Below are 16,740 nucleotides of genomic sequence, written 5' to 3' on the forward strand. Positions count from 1 at the left end.
AAGTTATAACCTGATATAATTATTTGAAATTATATTTTATCAGGGGTATAACGATGCAAAATGAAGTATTTATTAAAAAAGAGATAGAAACTTCGAAAAGCGCCGTAGAAATTTTTAAGCTATTTTATGAGGTTCCATACAGCATTTTTTTGGACAGTTCGTTAAACAATAATGAATTGGGTGAAAATTCCATAATTGTTTTTAACCCTTTTTTGGTGTTTGTGTCAAAGGGGGACAGGATAAAACTCATAAAAGGTACTCATATCGAAGAGTATACGGAAGACCCGTTATTGCTTTTAAGAAAGCTACTTCGTAGATATAAAAATACATATGTGTCCGATTTGCCGTTTTTTAGCGGGGCAGTGGGGTATTTCTCCTACGATTTGTGTCACCGGATAGAAACGTTTAAAGATCACGGAAAAGATGATATGAACATACCCGACATGATTTTTGGGTTTTATAACAATGCAATTATTGTAGACCATAAATGCAATAAAGTATATGCCGCAGTGTCTTCAATAGGGCTTGAAGACAGAGAGGATATTAATCAAGTTTTAGAGAGAAAAATAAGCGGGATAATAAAGAGAGTATGTGAGAGCAATGTAAGAAGTACAACCGCAAAAAAAGCAACGGAATGCCAAAGTTCTGTATCTTCCAATTTTACTTTGGAAGAGTATTGCAGTATGATTGGGAAAGCGAAAGAATATATCAGAAACGGTGACATATATCAGGCTAATTTGTCCCAGCAGTTTAGGACGAATATTGGAGATTCCGAACCCTTTGATATATATGTTGATTTGCGAAAGTCAAATCCCGCGCCTTTTTCGGCGTACATGAATTTTGAGGAAATAAAGGTCTTAAGTAGTTCCCCGGAAAGATTTCTGAAAATAAACGGAAAGACTATTGAAACCCGCCCGATAAAAGGCACAAGGCCCAGGGGAAAAAGCAAAGAGGAAGATAACGAGCTTAAACATGAGCTTTTAAACAGCGAAAAAGACAGGGCAGAGCATATAATGATTGTCGATCTTGAGCGCAACGATTTGGGCAGGGTGTGCAAAATAGGAAGCGTTCATGTTGAGAAATTGCTTCAAATAGAAGAGTATTCTACGGTCCTTCATCTTGTCTCCACAGTAAAAGGGGAATTGTTGGATGATGTTGATATAATAGACTGTATTAAAGCAACGTTTCCCGGAGGTTCGATAACCGGAGCGCCCAAGATTCGGTCTATGGAGATAATAGATGAGCTGGAGCCTGTAAAAAGAAACATATACACCGGTTCAATAGGCTATATGGATTTTAACGGCAATTGTGACTTGAATATAGCCATAAGGACTATTGTCATAAAAGATAATGAAGCTTTTTTCAATGTAGGCGGAGGTATAGTGTGGGATTCCGTTCCCGAGGATGAATACCGGGAAACCCTTGACAAAGGAAGGGCTTTGCTAAAGGTTTTGACAGGGAGGTAGCAGGTGGAATGGAGTGTTTTAACGGTATCAAAATAGAGGATTTTGCGGTTTTATATGGTTTTAGTTTGTTTGAGACTTTTTTTGTAGATGAATACGGAAGGGTATTCTTACTTGAAAAGCATATTGACAGGCTGTTTAATTCAATGGCGCATTTCGGGTTTGAGACTGGTTTTACAAAAGACAATTTAATGTCCATGGTAATGGATTATATAAAAAAGTATGACTTAAAAAACGTTATACTAAGACTTACTGTCACCTATGGCAATAAGAATAAAGGTATAGAACCTGCCGTCTTTTTTTCAACGAGGGAAAACACGTATAAAAAAGCTATTTATGAGAAGGGCTTTAAACTTATGGTGTCGGGGCTTGTGAAAAATGCCGGTTCCCCTGTCATAGCCCATAAAACGGGAAACTATCTTGAGAATTATATGGAAGGCCAAAGAGCGTTAAAAAATGGTTTTGATGATGTGATTTTTTTAAATACAAAATCGGAAATAACGGAGACATCAAAGAGCAATATATTTTTTGTCCGTGACGGCAAATTATATACTCCCCACGTAAGCAGCGGGCTGCTGCCGGGGATTATAAGGCAGTGGGTGCTGAAAAAATCCAAAGAGATAGGCGTTATTTGTGAGGAGGGCCGTTATTCATTGGAATTGCTTCTTTCTGCAGAAGAAGTATTTGTCACCAACTCCGTTATCGGCATTGTGCCTGTAAATAGCATAGAAAATAAAGGGATTGGAAGTGAAATTCCGGGGAAGCTAACCGGTTTATTAATGAGAGAACTTGAAAATGTCATGTAGATGGATTGATTTCACTGCCCAAAACCCCATACATTAGAATAAATCTCAAGCATCAATTCTTCCACACGCTTATAATCGGGATTATCGGGAAGAGAAGTGTTTTCTGCCGCTAATCTGAATCTGCGTTCATACTCATCAACCATTTCAAACAACTCGTTATAAGAGTACTTTCCTTTACGTATATCAAGCAAAAACTCCCGTTCTTTTTCTCTATAAGTGTTAATTCCTTTACCTTCGAGGATTTCCGTTCCGGTAATCAACAGCCGGATTAAGTGCATGGCATGTTTGTTAAGGTGAAGTTCATCTTTTTTGTTGTTTCTGTGATTTAGTTTTGAGTAATTCTTCACAACGTTGCTCATATCCGAATAGATATTTTTAAGGTCTCTTAGGGGGTAGTGCTTAAGGTTTATATCAATAAATATTTCTGTGTCCATTTCTTGTTTGTCTGATTGGTCAATGTAAAGGTTAATTTCTTCATTTGTAAAACTCTTGTAAGTTCTTTTTAAGTGCTCCATTTGGCCCAAAATACTGTCAAGAATATGCTGCTCCTTTTCTGCTTGAGGGTAGCTGTCTCTTGCAAGAGCGTTCTTAAGCCTCCTTAGCTGGGCTGTTGCATAATTGCCAAAGCTGTGTATTGCCTTTTTAGAAAAAAATAAATCAGCATTATCCCTTAAAAGCTGTCCTTCCTTTGTTATGACAAGAAGATGATCATCTCTTGTGCCTAAAATCTCGAGAACATTTGGGTTGCTATCCAGACACAGACTAATAAACTTTTTGAGCCCGTAAACCACGGTGTCTGTTGTCCTGTCTTCGAACTGCTCAAAACTTGATAATCCTAAAAGGTCTTGTTTTACTTCTATTGTGACGCCTCTGATATCGATATCGCTGGTATCGACATTTGTTCCATAGGCAATGGACCCTGCTGTCGTTAGAATTAATATGTTTTCTCTAAGGCGGGGGTCTGTTCTTAGAAATTCATATTTATCGGTATTTAACATGTCTTTTATGTCTTGTATATCCATAAACTTACTCCTTTTATTTTACGGAATATTTTTTATTCAATTTCAATGATTTTTAGTTTTTTCAGTATTTCGTTCTGCATTGGCAATCCTTCTTTCATTGTATTGAAATTGCAAAATTACCAAATCGTCACGAACGCATAATGGCTGTTTTATTAAAATAATACTATAGTTAAAAAGCCAAGTCCAGTAATATAGTGAGTATCATATAGGAAACGGCAACAGGGACTTGAATCTTCGTGAAATGAAAATCTTTAACAATTTTATTTTTTCTTTTCAAGGAAATACTTAAATGATAAAATGATATTTGTTAACAATAATATTAAAATTGATTTAGTCATAATTTGGACAAGGGTAAAGCTTTATCTAAATTACTTTGACATATGCCAATCCAAGGCTTTATATTCTTGTTTTGCAGGAGGTATTAAACTATGGCATTTGATTTTAAGAAAGAATACAAAAAGCTTTACATGCCGAAAACCGAACCTGAAATAATTGATGTTCCGGAGATGAATTTTATAGCAGTACGCGGAAAAGGTGATCCCAATGAAGAGGGTGGGGCGTATAAACAGGCCGTCAATGTTCTTTATGCAATTGCATACACGATTAAGATGAGTAATAAAAGCGGACACAATATAGAAGGTTTCTTTGAATATGTTGTGCCTCCCTTGGAAGGATTCTGGTGGCAGGAAGGTATAGAAGGGGTGGACTATAGCCAAAAGGACAAATTTAATTGGATTTCGGTGATACGCCTGCCGGATTTTGTATCGAAAGAAGATTTTGAATGGGCAAAAGAAGAAGCGGCCCGCAAAAAGAAAATAGACTGCTCTTTAGCGGAGTTTCTTACCGTTAAAGAAGGACTTTGTGTGCAAACTTTGCATTTGGGCCCTTTTGATGATGAGCCCAAAACAGTTGCAAAGATGGATGAATATTTGATAAAAGAAGGATATGAAAAGGACTTTTCAGAGGAACGGCTGCACCATGAGATATACCTGTCTGACCCCCGCAAGGTTGAACCGGCAAAATATAAGACGGTTATACGGCATCCGGTAAAGAAAATAACGAAATAACTGATTCAATAACCTTTTATATCCGCGTAACCTTAAATGAAAGTACATTAAAATTCTATTTTTGACGAAGTATTAAGATGAAATATATTTTTAAGCCATATAACAAGCCGACAGGTTGAATGGATTGGAGAATCCAAAACGGCAAATCTTCATTCCTGGGGGTAAGATATGTTTCTGGAATTTATAAAAGGTTATGGGATGTTGCTTTCCTATTTTGCTGTCTGTGCTTCAAGTGCGCTTGTTTTGCGTCGCTTTGTTCCAATGCCCGATGAACTTTTCCGCAAGATTTTGCACATGATACTTTTAGGCTCTATATTCGGATGGATATACGCTTTTGAAACATGGTGGGTATCGGCGATTGCGGCAATAGTATTCATATTGATGGTTTTCCCGATTCTTGCATTTGCCGAACGCATACCCGGCTATTCCAAATTGCTTATAGAGCGCAAAAAAGGTGAGATTAAAAGAAGTCTGATAGTGGTGTTTGTTATGTTTGCCATACTGATTTGTCTTTGCTGGGGATGGCTCGGGGAAAGATATTTAGTCCTGGCATCGGTTTTGGCATGGGGATTGGGCGATGCGGCAGCAGCACTGGTGGGAAAACGCTTCGGGCGTCATTTCATCAGAGGAAGACTGGTTGAAGGATGCAAGAGTCTTGAAGGTACTTTTGCTATGTTTGTTGTATCCTTTATTTCGGTGATGATTGTCTTGATGGTGCATGGTAAAGTAGTGCGGTACGCTTGTATACCGATTTCGGCGGCAACTTCCGCGGTTTGTGCGGTTGTAGAGCTTTATACAAAAAACGGTATGGATACACTGACATGTCCTTTGGCTGCGGCAGCAGTTTTGATACCGTTGGTTCAATTGTGGGGGGTATGATATTATGAAATCAAAATCAGGGGAGCGTACACTTCTGGCTTCTGTGTTGATGAGCTCACCGGGACCTTTAGTTGTGGGAACGGCGCTTTTTTTGGGCGTTCGTCTACGCAGTTTGCAGACTTTGTACGGCGTACGGCAGAACTGGGTGCAATAATTGTGTCATGGATAGTGTTCCGTATTGTAAATAAAAAGGATGAGCTGGATGCAGCATACAAAGATAAGTTGGAACGCACTGCAAATATATGTGTAGGAGCGGCAATGTGTCTGTCGGGGGCTGCTATGTTGTTCATTGCACTGTTTTCTCCCGGCTCAAAAAAGGGAAATGTTATTCCGGGCCTTGTAATTGCAGTGCTTGGGGTAATAACAAACACATGGTTTTGGCTTAGATACCGTAGGCTCAATCGTGAAAAGCCCAATGCAATACTTGCTGTGCAAAGCAGGCTTTACTGTGCAAAGGCTGCTGTGGATGCCTGTGTAACCGCTTCCCTGACGTTTGTTGCCGTTGCACCTGCAAAGCCTGTGGCATGGTATGTTGACTTGTTGGGTTCGGTAATTGTTGCATTTTATCTCATTATAAACGGTGTTATTACAATACGCGGCAAGAATAACGTGATGAATTGGAAGCAAACTCCTTAGAGAAGTTTATTAAAAGAAATTTTGAACAAGCAGTTTTGAATTTCAATAGCTATATTGGCAAGTTTGTAAGCTTGTTTTGTGGTATAATGGTTTTTTAGAGATGAAGAAGTCCGGCGAAATTTAGAAAGGAGTTATCGGGAATGTATAAGGAATTCAAAAAATTTGCTTTAAAGGGCAATGTGATTGATTTGGCTATTGGTGTCATAATGGGAGGAGCTTTTAGTAAAATTGTATCCTCTTTAGTGGATGATGTTATAATGCCCTTGCTCGGAATTATTTTGGGACGCATAGACCTGACATCGTTAAAGCTAGTTATAAGACCGGCCTCGGGAGATATTGCAGAGCTTTCGCTCAAATACGGACAGTTTTTGCAGTCAGTGATAGATTTCTTAATTATAGCCTTGTCAATTTTCTTTATGATGAAGTTGTTGTTTTTGCTTAGGAAAAAAGAAGAAGAAAAACCGAAGGCTTCGGAGCCTTCTAAAGAAGAGCTTTTACTTACAGAGATACGTGATTTGTTGAAAGAGAGAAATTAAAATTCACAGGTTATTAACCGGAAACGGCAAAAAAGAAGTACCCCCTATTGTCAGAGGTACTTTTTTAATCTTATAGTAAAATATTTGACTGATTAATATCAATTACTTTTTGGTAACTGGAAATTCGTTAAGTGATTTAGTTAAATATCTCTTTAATATTGTCAAATCGGTTGAATTTACCGAACCGTCGCCGTTTAAATCTGCTGCTTCTATAGGAACATCCAGTTTAGTAATGAATTTTATAAGATATCTTTTCAATATCGTAAAATCGGTTGAATTTATTTTTCCGTCGTTATTCAAATCACCATAGTTGATATCCGGTGCCGTATCCTCGTATTCGTAAAGATTTTCCGGAAGCTCGTCCAGAGTAATTACATATTCGCTGTTGTAGATTGTGTTTAGAAGTGTAGGGTCGTTGTATCTGGAGCTCATGAGGAAGTCACCGTACCATGGGCAGAAATACAGCCACCAAGCACCCTCATTAACTATGTTTTGGATGTCGGGAATGATGTCATTTTCAGTCAATGCAACCATCTTTGTGTCGTTAGTGTAATCTACAAGTTTCAGGAATAATGATGTTGCGGCACTTGTGCCCCAAGTGTTGGGTGAACCTTCATATTTGTCATATCCGACAATATCCACATACTCATCTCCGGGATACCACTCATAGGAGTTGGCATATGTATAAAGATTTACTTCCCATATTAAATTGTGAAGACCATACTTTTCAGTAAGAGTTGTGTAAAGAAGCTTCCAGAGCTCTTTGTAAACCTCTGCGCCTGCAGAACCCCACCAGAACCATGCGCCGGAGCCGTCGGTGTTGTTGTAGCCTTCGGCTTCATGGAAAGGACGGAAAAGCACAGGAATATTTTCCTCCTGAAGAATTAGGAGCTGCTCGGCAAGGTCTTCAATTGCCATCATCAGGTAAGCATGTTCCTTTGTTGTTTCATCAAGGCAATTAGCGGTATTAAAGCTGCTTGTCGGTTTGTATGTACAGTTTGTCCAGTCCACTTGCTCTCCTGGTGTATAGCTTGTAAAATCCTTGGGAACATTTATATGCCAGCATGCTGTCGCAATACCTCCGCGATTTTTTACCCAGTCAATGACGCGGGAGGTTGTACCGTCTTCCCATCCGTACAGAGGATTGTAGTTCATGAAATCAAAGCCTCTGATTGCAGGATATTTGCCTGTCTTATCATAAATATAATCGAATTCAAGTTCATAATTACCGTCATTTCCGCTTCCGTAAATTTCCTGCTGGCCGGAAATAACATATTTTCCGTATACATCGGTAAGATATTTCATAAGAGCTCTTGCTTCAGGAGTTGCATTCGGATCGCATGGAGTCGGATCTATTATATGGTCAGGCATGTCGGCATAGTCAAAGTATATTTTGTCGTACAGTATAAAACCCCAGCTTCCGGAAGTACCAATCTCAATGGTTGCTTTACCGGCTTCAAGATAGAAGTATCCGAAACTGTAATCAATCCATTCGCCTTTGTTTGGAATAAAGTAATTGCTGTATGATTTGCCGTTGATGCTGACAACTTGCATTCTGGTCTCATCTATATTGCCGAGATACATCCAGCATCTTGTTGAAAGCTCGTACATAGCGTTTTCAGGAACTGTAACTTCCAACTTTATTGTTCCGGAGTTAGCTACCCATACAAATCCATCGCCGGAATATCCGGGATATTGAGTTCCGTAGACATTGGTAGTAATGACAGCACCGTTACCGAGATTGCAATCTTCTGCTTCAACGTCTACAGGAAGGGAATGGGCAGCATAAGTTGAAACGGGAATGGCTAAAAGAACGGAAAAAACCATTGCAAGCGTTGTTAGTAGGCATAATGCCCGCCCAGAAATTCTTCTCATAAAATACACCCCTTAAATATTAAAAATTTTATTTTAATAAAAAATAAAAATATCTTCATTAATAATAATTAGTAAAAGCTTTTATTTTTCGTGTACATAAAAAGAAACTATGCTACTTGAGAAATTGATGGGAAAAGTTCTGGGAAGTATATTATTTATAAAAGACCATTGTTTGGTGTTATGCAAAGATGCAAAACTATTCATACTAATAAAATTTTAACATATTCAAAAGATTATATCAATTGTCCAATAATGTATCCGGGCGCACGAGAGGATGTCTTTACATTTACAAAAATGGCTTTGCTGTTGTATAATAAGCTTGCACTGTCTCGGTTGGCCTAAATGCAAACCGATGAAAAGCAAACAGGAAATGAGAAAAGAATATGAAAAAAATAGTTATTGGAATATTAGCCCATGTGGATGCAGGAAAAACAACATTATCGGAGAGTTTGCTTTATGTAAGCGGGAAAATAAGGAAACTTGGAAGAGTAGACAATAAAGATGCCTACTTGGATACCTATGAATTGGAAAGGGCCAGGGGCATCACTATTTTCTCCAAACAAGCCGTTTTTGATATAGATGATACCCGGATTACTTTGCTGGATACTCCGGGACATGTGGACTTTTCGGCAGAAATGGAGAGAACCCTCCAGGTGCTGGATTATGCCATTTTGGTGGTTAGCGGTGCGGACGGAGTGCAAGGACATACCAAAACTTTGTGGCATCTTCTTGAAATCTATAAAATACCGGTGTTTTATTTGTCAACAAAATGGACCAAAGCGGCACGGACAGGGACAAGATAATTAACGAAATAAAAAACAGTTGGATGATAGATGCATAGAATTTAAAGAAAGCAACACTGAAGATTTTTTTGACCAGTTGGCCATGTGTGATGAAACGATGATGGAAACCTATCTGGCAAAAGGATATATAGAAACCTCGCAGATTAGTGCAGCTGTAAGAGAACGAAAGGTATTTCCGTGTTTTTTGGGTTCGGCCTTGAAATTGGAAGGCATTGAGGAATTTATCAGGGGTGTTATGAAGTATGTCATAATTCCTCGCTATCCCGATGAATTTGGTGCCAAGATATTCAAAATAACAAGGGATGAGCAGGGCAACCGCCTTACCCATATGAAGCTGACCGGCGGGAAACTCAAAGTAAAAGATGTGTTGACAAACGGTACATGGGAAGAGAAAGTGAATCAAATCCGCATTTATTCCGGAGAGAAATTTGAAACGGTAAGTGAGGTGGATGCAGGTACTGTATTTGCGGTAACCGGGCTTACCCAATCCAGGCTGGGAGAGGGTCTTGGGATTGAGAAAGCTTCAGGTGCACCGCTTTTAGAGCCTGTGCTGCAGTATCAAATCATACTTCCGGAAGGCTGTGACCCAAGGGTAATGCTGCCCAAACTTAGGCAAATTGAAGATGAGGAACCGGAGCTTCATATTGTCTGGGATGAACAGCTCCAGGAAATTCGGGTTCAGGTCATGGGAGAGGTGCAGATTGAGATTCTGCAAAGCCTCATACGGAGCCGTTTTGGAGTTGAGGTAGGTTTTGATGCCGGAAGGATTGTATATAAAGAGACTATTGCCAATACTGTTGAAGGAGTGGGACATTTTGAGCCCCTGAGGCATTATGCAGAGGTTCACCTGTTACTGGAGCCGGGGGAGAGGGGAAGCGGCCTTAAGTTTGAAGCTGACTGCAATGAGGATGTTTTGGGCAAAAGCTGGCAGCGGCTGGTTTTAACCCACCTTGAAGAGAAAGTTCATAAAGGAGTTTTGACAGGTTCGGCGATTACAGATATGAAAATTACTTTGGTATCCGGCCGGGCCCACAACAAGCATACACAAGGCGGCGACTTCAGGGAGGCAACCTACCGTGCGGTGCGCCAAGGTTTGAAAGAGGCGGAATCCATATTGCTTGAGCCCTATTATGACTTTCAACTGGAAGTGCCGGAAAAAATGGTGGGAAGGGCCATGACGGATATTGAGAAAATGCACGGCACATGTGAGATATCACAAATAAACGGTGATAAGGCAGTTTTGGTGGGCAGCGCTCCTGTTGTTACCATGAGGAATTATCAGAAAGAGGTTGCAGCCTATACCAAAGGCTTGGCAGGCTGTTTTGCAGCTTGAAAGGATATGAACCGTGTCACAATGCGCAAGAGGTCATAGAACGTATTGGATATGATTCGGAAAGAGATGTGGAAAATCCCACAGGCTCCGTATTTTGCGCCAATGGTGTCGGCTTTTTGGTAAGTTGGGATGAAGTAAAGAATTACATGCATCTGGAAAGCTATTTTCAGAAAAAAGACGATGATGAAGATTTAACCGCACACCGGATTTTGCATTCAAAGGAAAAAGCGATAAGTTTGGAAGAAATTGATGAAATTATGAATAAAACCTTCTATGCAAATCAGGGAAGGAAGTCTGTCTGGAAGAAGCAAAAAGCAGCAGGAGAGAAGTATTATAGACCTGTAAATTATACAAAAAGGCAGGAGGAAACCAAAGAAGAGTATCTTCTTGTTGATGGCTACAACATTATCTATGCGTGGCCCGAATTAAAAGAGTTGGCAGAAGAAAATTTGGATAGCGCGAGAATGAAATTGCTTGATTTATTAAGCAATTATCAGTGGATTCGAAGATGTCATGTCATTGTGGTATTTGATGCTTACCGCGTTGAGGGGCATCAGGAGGAAATAATAGATTATTATAATATTCATATGGTGTACACAAGAGAGGCGCAGACGGCGGATCAATATATTGAGAAATTCGCCCATGAAAACAAGAAAAACTATAATATAACGGTTGCCACATCCGATGGCTTGCAGCAGATGATTGTAAGGGGAGAAGGGTGTACGCTGTTTTCTGCCAGAGAACTTAAGGCCGAACTTGAAGATGCCAATAAAAGATTAAGACAGGAATATCATCAAATACATCGGATAGACCGCAATTATCTAGTTGATGCATTGTCTTCGAAAGCAAAACAGCATATGGAAGATATTATTGAAGACATTAATAAAGAAGAAAAGGATAAGTAGTTTATAATAATTCAAACTGGTTTTTCTTATACTTTAAAATACCTTCATTCCTGAGCTTGCTAAGCTCTGCCGACATTGCACTTCGGTCAACCGACAGGTAATCTGCAAGTTCCTGGCGGTTAAACGCAATGGAAAAACAATTGCTTCCGGCTTTCTGTGCCTCGGCGGAAAGATAGGCCAATAGCTTTTCTCGGGTGGTGCGTTTTGAAATAAACTCAATTTTCTGCGTCAAAGAAATATTTTTCATTGCAGTAATGTGTAACATATTTTGAATCAGTTGCTTATGAAAAGCGCAGGTTGTGGCACAGGGATTGGCAAGCTTGCGGCAATCGATAAATAGAAGGTCACTTTCGGTCGTTGTGATTACGCTGACCGGAAGTGTTTTTATTTGAGCACAGGCAAAAGACTCGGCAAACAGGTGGCCTATGCCTATTTTGGCGAGAATGCTTCTGTTGCCGTAATAATCATCCTGAACAATCTGAACCTCTCCCGACAAAACTATGCCAAAAGAATTAATGGTTTCACCGCTCATAAAAACAGTCTCGTTTTTTTCATAATGCGTAAGTTCTCCGGCCAAACAAGATAAAAGTGAGAGCAAGTCCGATTCTTTAATTCCTTTAAATAAATTAACTTTTTTTAAAATTTCCAAATATTTTTTCATAAAAACCTCTTTTTGTTGTATTTCCAACAGACTTATTAGTTTCAGTATAGTAAACTAAAAACGTAAAGTCAATGAAATAAATATTTAAAAGTATAAAAATTAGGAGGTAAATAAAATGATTCGTAGAATAATCAAAATTGATGAAGATAAATGCATAGGATGCGAATTGTGTGTAAATGCTTGCCACGAGGGAGCCATAGGAATGGTGAACGGAAAGGCGAAACTTTTGAGGGATGATTACTGCGACGGTTTGGGAGACTGCCTGCCGGTTTGCCCTACAGGAGCTATCAGCTTTGAGGAACGCGAAGCGGCAGAGTACAATGAAGCTGCTGTACAGGAAAATATGAAGAAAAAGCAGAATCAAAGCCTGCCTTGCGGATGCCCAGGTAGCCAGATGAAAACTATCAGCAGGGAAAATCATCCGAAAACTGTCCGCACCGATGTTGATGAAAATGTGAGCCAGCTTTCCCAGTGGCCCGTTCAAATCAAACTTGTACCGGTCAATGCACCATATTTTGAAGATGCAAATCTTTTGATTGCAGCGGACTGCACGGCATATGCTTACGGTAATTTCCACGACAAATTTATGAGAAATAAAATAACTTTGATTGGTTGTCCGAAGTTAGATGAAGGGGATTATGCCGAAAAGCTTACTGCAATTATCAAAAACAACAATATCAAAAGTGTCACAGTTGTGCGGATGGAGGTTCCGTGCTGCGGTGGTATCGAAAATGCGGTCAAAAGAGCCCTTATAAATAGTGGAAAACTTATACCTTGGCAGGTTGTGACAATTTCAACCAATGGTGAAATTCTAGAATAAATGGTTTCTAAACCTTGTTTATAAACCTAAAATAAAAAAGCATAAAAGGAGGAAAAACAATGAGCATGTTTTGTTATCAATGTCAGGAAACTGCAGGAGGAAAGGGCTGCACAGTACGCGGGGTGTGCGGCAAGAATGAGGAGGTTGCAAAGCTTCAAGACCTTTTAGTTTATACTGTTAAAGGTATTTCAGATATTGTTGCCAAGGGAAAGATTGATGTTGTAAAACTTGGCGATACAAACTATGAAATATTAAACAGCCTGTTTATGACTATTACCAACGCGAATTTTGATGATGTATCGATTGAAAAACAGATAAGAAAGATGCTTGCCGTAAGAGACGAAATGAAAAAGTCCGTACCGGCAGAGGGCCTTCACGATGCGACGGTCTTCTCTGTTGATTCTAGAGAGTCAATGTTAAAAAAAGCGGATTCTGTAGGTATATTGTCCACAGAAAACGAAGATGTGCGTTCATTAAGGGAAATGATTACTTATGGTGTCAAGGGTATGGCAGCCTATGCCGAGCATGCAAAAAATATCGGAAAAGAAGACAAAGAAATCTATGCCTTTATATATGAGGCTTTGGCGGCAACTTTAGACGATAATCTTTCGGTTGATGACCTTTTTGCGCTGACACTGAAAACCGGCGAATATGGTGTAAAGGTTATGGCGCTTTTGGATGAGGCAAACACATCCAGATTCGGAAATCCGGAAATCACCGAGGTCAATATCGGAGTTAGAAAGAACCCGGCCATCCTTATTTCCGGGCATGACCTTACAGATCTTGAACAGCTTTTAGAGCAGACAAAAGGAACGGGTGTTGATGTATACACCCATAGTGAAATGCTGCCGGCCCACTACTATCCTGCTTTCAAAAAGTATGACAATTTCGTGGGCAACTACGGAAACGCATGGTGGAAGCAAGTGGAAGAATTTGAGTCCTTCCGCGGACCTATTCTGTTTACTACAAACTGTATTGTCCCGCCAAGGAGCGAAGAGGTCAGAAGAAGAATATTTACAACAGGTTCGGCTGGTTTCCCGGGATGCAGGCATATTGAAGCTGATGCAAACGGTAAAAAAGACTTTTCTGAGATTATTGAGCTTGCAAAAACTTTGCCTGCCCCTGATGAAATTGAAACGGGAAGTATTGTTGGGGGATTTGCCCACAATCAGGTGATGGCTGTTGCCGATAAGGTGGTTGAAGCTGTCAAATCCGGATCTATCAAAAAGTTCTTTGTTATGGCCGGATGTGACGGGCGCATGAAATCCAGGAGTTATTACACCGAGTTTGCCCAAAACCTTCCGAGCGATACTGTAATTTTGACGGCAGGATGTGCTAAATACCGTTATAACAAGTTGGGATTGGGAGATATCGGCGGTATTCCGAGAGTGTTGGATGCCGGCCAGTGCAACGATTCATACTCTTTGGCAGTTATTGCGCTGAAACTTAAAGAGGTATTCGGATTGGATGATATCAACCAACTTCCGATTGCCTTTAATATAGCGTGGTATGAACAGAAAGCTGTGATAGTTCTTTTGGCCCTCTTGTATCTGGGTGTGAAGAATATCCATCTCGGACCTACATTGCCGGGATTCCTTTCACCGAATGTGGCAAAGGTATTGGTAGAGAAATTCGGCATCGCAGGTATTGGCAGTGTTGAAGACGATATCAAATTGTTTATGGCTTAAATAATGCATGAAAGACAAAGGGTCAGTCAGGAGTGATTGACCCTTTGCTTATTTGGCCTCTTGGAATGAAATGAAAGAGGCAAAAGCGAAGGGACTCGATGTCCCGAGCTTTTATTTGTTGTTTTTGAAAAGCTTCCTTAATACCTTTCGGTTCTGAATACATTTTCATCTTTATATTCGCTGTCTATTTGCCACATTAATATAATTTCTGCCAATCTTTTTGATTATGCGGCTATATTGACATCTTATGAAAACTGTATTAGAATTATTAATGCTTTTTAAGTAAGCCTAAGCTTTGCCACCGGGTAAAGTTTTCAGGGCGTTCTGAAACATTCCGTTAGGTCTTAGAAGGGATGTTTAAGGACGCCTTTTTGATTTACACTCTTAGAGTGAAATGAAATAGATAAAAGTAAAGAGTCGCGATGTTCCATGCTTTTGCTTTGATGGAGGATTTCAGATGCAGAATAATATATTTAAAAATTTTATAAAGTATGTGAGCTTGAATGTCCTGGGGATGATAGGGCTTTCCTGTTATATTTTGGTAGATACATTTTTTATATCAAAAGCATTGGGGTCTTTGGGTATTGCAGCACTTAATTTTTCTATTTCGATTTATAGTTTAATTCATGGTGCTGGATTGATGATCGGAATTGGGGGTGCCACAAGATACAGTATATTAAAGTCACAAAAGGAAGGGAAAAAGGCAGATGAGGTGTTTTCCATTTGTTTGAAGTTGGGGTTGATTATAGGACTTATCTTTGCAATTATAGGTATATTTGGAGCAAGGTCTTTGGCCTTGATTTTAGGTGCGGATGCATCTACATTTTCGCTGACAAAAACATACCTTAAGACAATACTATGCTTTGCTCCGTTTTTTATCGTTAATAACATTATGCTTGCTTTTATACGTAACGATAATAATCCCAATTTGTCAATGATTGCGATGATGTTGGGAAGTTTTTCTAATATTATTTTGGATTATGTATTTATGTTTCCACTTGGAATGGGAATGTTTGGTGCAGCATTTGCAACGTGTCTTGCTCCAATAATCAGTATGGGCGTACTGTCAATTCATTTTATAAAGAAGAGAAATGACTTTAGATATACTAAGAGCAAAATGGTTTTGTCCTCTATGTGTGATGTGCTGAGTTTAGGGCTATCCTCTTTTATAAGTGAGGTTTCTTCATCTATTGTTCTTATAACCTTTAATCTGGCGATTTTAGGGCTCAAGGGTAACTTGGGAGTTGCTTCCTATGGAATTGTTGCCAATATAGCACTTGTGGGAATTGCGGTGTTTACAGGAATTGCACAAGGTATACAGCCCATTGTGAGTAAAGAATATGGATTGAAAAATCACAAAGCAATAGGAAAAGTACTGAAATTTGCTCTGATCACTTCGCTTACGGTAGCTACGACTATATATTTGAGTACGTTTTTTAATTCTGACAGTATCATCGCTGTCTTTAACAGTGAACAGAATCCGGAAATTGCCCAGATTAGCAAAACCGGACTTAGAATCTATTTTATCGGTTTTTTCTTTGCAGGCATCAATCTGATTATGGCTATGTATTTAAGTGCTGTAGAACAGGCAAAGCATGCATTTTTCATTTCTATTGCCCGGGGCTGTATTATTATTGTTCCTCTTGTTCTTTTATTAAGCAAGTTATGGCAAATGACGGGTGTATGGATGTCCTTTGTTTTGACGGAATCTATCGTAACTTTTGTATCTGTTTTTATTTTTTGCAAAAGAAAAAGAGTAAAAATTAATGAATAACCGGCAATGTTTGCTTATATGAAAATATCATGATGATTTTAAGAATGGGAAGGATATTTTCCATTTATGTAGAATAAATATAAAATAATGTGTTTATCTAATGTAGACGCCTGATAAATATTTGCAGATTATTTGCAGCATTGAAAGGAGCGGTAATGTGCCCACACGATATTTCCCTGCACTTTCAATAAACTCATTGTTTATTGTTGGAATTATGCAGGCATTTAAAGCAATTATATTATTCAATATAAAAAACATATCATTATTTTCTTTTGCTATAAAAAACCTGTCTTATTTTAAAGAAAATCTCGGCAAAGCTAGAAAGAATGCTTTATCCCCAATGACAAATTAATAAATATATTCGGAATTTATAAGGTGAATTTGATTGAATATAAGCCAATTAACCTTTTGCGGCTTATTTGCAGCCTGATATTGAAATATTGCAATTATATGCTAAAGAGTTTGTTTTAGG

15 protein-coding genes are annotated in these 16,740 nt (G+C 39.1%); 12 read left to right on the forward strand and 3 right to left on the reverse strand.

What is annotated here, in order from left to right; genetic code table 11:
- Nucleotides 1-53: 53 nt before the first annotated feature.
- Both pabB and JCM21531_RS18325 read left to right on the forward strand, forming a co-directional pair.
- The gene (gene pabB / locus JCM21531_RS08255) at nucleotides 54-1,466 is read left to right on the forward strand and encodes an aminodeoxychorismate synthase component I (protein WP_038288980.1); all 1,413 of its coding nucleotides are present in this window, start codon (nucleotides 54-56) and stop codon (nucleotides 1,464-1,466) included.
- An 8-nt stretch (nucleotides 1,467-1,474) separates the two neighbouring features.
- Nucleotides 1,475-2,269 carry an aminotransferase class IV gene (locus JCM21531_RS18325; protein ID WP_094184767.1) on the forward strand — a complete coding sequence of 265 codons (795 nt, stop codon included), beginning with the start codon at nucleotides 1,475-1,477 and terminating at the stop codon, nucleotides 2,267-2,269.
- An 11-nt stretch (nucleotides 2,270-2,280) separates the two neighbouring features.
- Here JCM21531_RS18325 and JCM21531_RS08265 read toward each other — a convergent pair whose 3' ends face one another.
- Nucleotides 2,281-3,291, reverse strand: a complete 1,011-nt coding sequence (locus tag JCM21531_RS08265; RefSeq protein WP_038288981.1) for a nucleotidyltransferase domain-containing protein — start codon at nucleotides 3,289-3,291, stop codon at nucleotides 2,281-2,283.
- A gap of 428 nt (nucleotides 3,292-3,719) precedes the next feature.
- Here JCM21531_RS08265 and JCM21531_RS08270 point away from each other — a divergent pair, with 428 nt between their 5' ends.
- The 4 genes from JCM21531_RS08270 (at nucleotide 3,720) to mscL (ending at nucleotide 6,409) form a co-directional block, all read left to right on the forward strand.
- Nucleotides 3,720-4,358 carry a GyrI-like domain-containing protein gene (locus JCM21531_RS08270; RefSeq protein WP_038288982.1) on the forward strand — a complete coding sequence of 213 codons (639 nt, stop codon included), beginning with the start codon at nucleotides 3,720-3,722 and terminating at the stop codon, nucleotides 4,356-4,358.
- A 168-nt stretch (nucleotides 4,359-4,526) separates the two neighbouring features.
- Nucleotides 4,527-5,237 carry a diacylglycerol/polyprenol kinase family protein gene (locus tag JCM21531_RS08275; RefSeq protein ID WP_038288986.1) on the forward strand — a complete coding sequence of 237 codons (711 nt, stop codon included), beginning with the start codon at nucleotides 4,527-4,529 and terminating at the stop codon, nucleotides 5,235-5,237.
- A 141-nt stretch (nucleotides 5,238-5,378) separates the two neighbouring features.
- The gene (locus JCM21531_RS08280; RefSeq protein WP_243467433.1) at nucleotides 5,379-5,873 is read left to right on the forward strand and encodes a cation efflux transmembrane domain-containing protein; all 495 of its coding nucleotides are present in this window, start codon (nucleotides 5,379-5,381) and stop codon (nucleotides 5,871-5,873) included.
- A 140-nt stretch (nucleotides 5,874-6,013) separates the two neighbouring features.
- Complete coding sequence (mscL, locus tag JCM21531_RS08285; RefSeq protein WP_038288989.1) at nucleotides 6,014-6,409, forward strand: large-conductance mechanosensitive channel protein MscL; 396 nt, start codon at nucleotides 6,014-6,016, stop codon at nucleotides 6,407-6,409.
- 102 nt (nucleotides 6,410-6,511) lie between these two features.
- On the opposite strand, the gene JCM21531_RS08290 is transcribed toward mscL, so the two are convergent.
- Entirely contained in the window at nucleotides 6,512-8,284 is a 1,773-nt protein-coding gene (locus JCM21531_RS08290; RefSeq protein ID WP_038288990.1) for a glycosyl hydrolase, read from the reverse strand.
- A gap of 383 nt (nucleotides 8,285-8,667) precedes the next feature.
- Here JCM21531_RS08290 and JCM21531_RS23675 point away from each other — a divergent pair, with 383 nt between their 5' ends.
- From JCM21531_RS23675 to JCM21531_RS23685, 3 genes are read left to right on the forward strand one after another with little or no spacing between them, the layout of a single operon-like run.
- Nucleotides 8,668-9,087 (forward strand): GTP-binding protein, encoded by a 420-nt coding sequence (locus JCM21531_RS23675; protein ID WP_279379010.1) that lies wholly within the window; start codon nucleotides 8,668-8,670, stop codon nucleotides 9,085-9,087.
- Between the two features lie 19 nt (nucleotides 9,088-9,106).
- Nucleotides 9,107-10,420 (forward strand): translation factor GTPase family protein, encoded by a 1,314-nt coding sequence (locus JCM21531_RS23680; protein WP_279379011.1) that lies wholly within the window; start codon nucleotides 9,107-9,109, stop codon nucleotides 10,418-10,420.
- Nucleotides 10,417-11,325 carry an NYN domain-containing protein gene (locus JCM21531_RS23685; RefSeq protein ID WP_279379012.1) on the forward strand — a complete coding sequence of 303 codons (909 nt, stop codon included), beginning with the start codon at nucleotides 10,417-10,419 and terminating at the stop codon, nucleotides 11,323-11,325. Before JCM21531_RS23680 ends, JCM21531_RS23685 begins: the two co-directional genes overlap by 4 nt.
- A gap of 1 nt (nucleotide 11,326) precedes the next feature.
- Here the strand turns inward: JCM21531_RS23685 and JCM21531_RS08300 are convergent, their stop codons facing one another.
- Complete coding sequence (locus JCM21531_RS08300; protein WP_038288992.1) at nucleotides 11,327-11,986, reverse strand: Crp/Fnr family transcriptional regulator; 660 nt, start codon at nucleotides 11,984-11,986, stop codon at nucleotides 11,327-11,329.
- A 115-nt stretch (nucleotides 11,987-12,101) separates the two neighbouring features.
- Here JCM21531_RS08300 and JCM21531_RS08305 point away from each other — a divergent pair, with 115 nt between their 5' ends.
- The 3 genes from JCM21531_RS08305 to JCM21531_RS08315 all read left to right on the forward strand — a co-directional run bounded on the left by JCM21531_RS08305 (nucleotide 12,102) and on the right by JCM21531_RS08315 (nucleotide 16,268).
- Nucleotides 12,102-12,806 carry an ATP-binding protein gene (locus JCM21531_RS08305; RefSeq protein ID WP_038288993.1) on the forward strand — a complete coding sequence of 235 codons (705 nt, stop codon included), beginning with the start codon at nucleotides 12,102-12,104 and terminating at the stop codon, nucleotides 12,804-12,806.
- A 59-nt stretch (nucleotides 12,807-12,865) separates the two neighbouring features.
- On the forward strand, nucleotides 12,866-14,494 hold the full coding sequence (gene hcp / locus JCM21531_RS08310; protein WP_038288995.1) for a hydroxylamine reductase: 1,629 nt from the start codon (nucleotides 12,866-12,868) through the stop codon (nucleotides 14,492-14,494).
- Nucleotides 14,495-14,951: 457 nt separating this feature from the next.
- A complete protein-coding gene (locus JCM21531_RS08315) occupies nucleotides 14,952-16,268 on the forward strand; it encodes an MATE family efflux transporter (protein ID WP_038288997.1) in 1,317 nt (438 codons plus the stop codon).
- Nucleotides 16,269-16,740 lie beyond the last annotated feature (472 nt).

Origin of the sequence: Acetivibrio straminisolvens JCM 21531 (assembly GCF_000521465.1) — a bacterium.
In the GTDB taxonomy this organism is placed as follows: Bacteria; Bacillota; Clostridia; order Acetivibrionales; family Acetivibrionaceae; genus Hungateiclostridium; species Hungateiclostridium straminisolvens.

What these genes read in the sequence shown, in the direction of transcription:
- pabB (WP_038288980.1), top strand. Translation starts at nt 54, where the DNA reads ATGCAAAATGAAGTATTTATTAAAAAAGAGATAGAAACTTCGAAAAGC.
- JCM21531_RS18325 (WP_094184767.1), top strand. Translation starts at nt 1,475, where the DNA reads ATGGAGTGTTTTAACGGTATCAAAATAGAGGATTTTGCGGTTTTATAT.
- JCM21531_RS08265 (WP_038288981.1), bottom strand. Translation starts at nt 3,291, where the DNA reads ATGGATATACAAGACATAAAAGACATGTTAAATACCGATAAATATGAA.
- JCM21531_RS08270 (WP_038288982.1), top strand. Translation starts at nt 3,720, where the DNA reads ATGGCATTTGATTTTAAGAAAGAATACAAAAAGCTTTACATGCCGAAA.
- JCM21531_RS08275 (WP_038288986.1), top strand. Translation starts at nt 4,527, where the DNA reads ATGTTTCTGGAATTTATAAAAGGTTATGGGATGTTGCTTTCCTATTTT.
- mscL (WP_038288989.1), top strand. Translation starts at nt 6,014, where the DNA reads ATGTATAAGGAATTCAAAAAATTTGCTTTAAAGGGCAATGTGATTGAT.
- JCM21531_RS08290 (WP_038288990.1), bottom strand. Translation starts at nt 8,284, where the DNA reads ATGAGAAGAATTTCTGGGCGGGCATTATGCCTACTAACAACGCTTGCA.
- JCM21531_RS23675 (WP_279379010.1), top strand. Translation starts at nt 8,668, where the DNA reads ATGAAAAAAATAGTTATTGGAATATTAGCCCATGTGGATGCAGGAAAA.
- JCM21531_RS08300 (WP_038288992.1), bottom strand. Translation starts at nt 11,986, where the DNA reads ATGAAAAAATATTTGGAAATTTTAAAAAAAGTTAATTTATTTAAAGGA.
- JCM21531_RS08305 (WP_038288993.1), top strand. Translation starts at nt 12,102, where the DNA reads ATGATTCGTAGAATAATCAAAATTGATGAAGATAAATGCATAGGATGC.
- hcp (WP_038288995.1), top strand. Translation starts at nt 12,866, where the DNA reads ATGAGCATGTTTTGTTATCAATGTCAGGAAACTGCAGGAGGAAAGGGC.
- JCM21531_RS08315 (WP_038288997.1), top strand. Translation starts at nt 14,952, where the DNA reads ATGCAGAATAATATATTTAAAAATTTTATAAAGTATGTGAGCTTGAAT.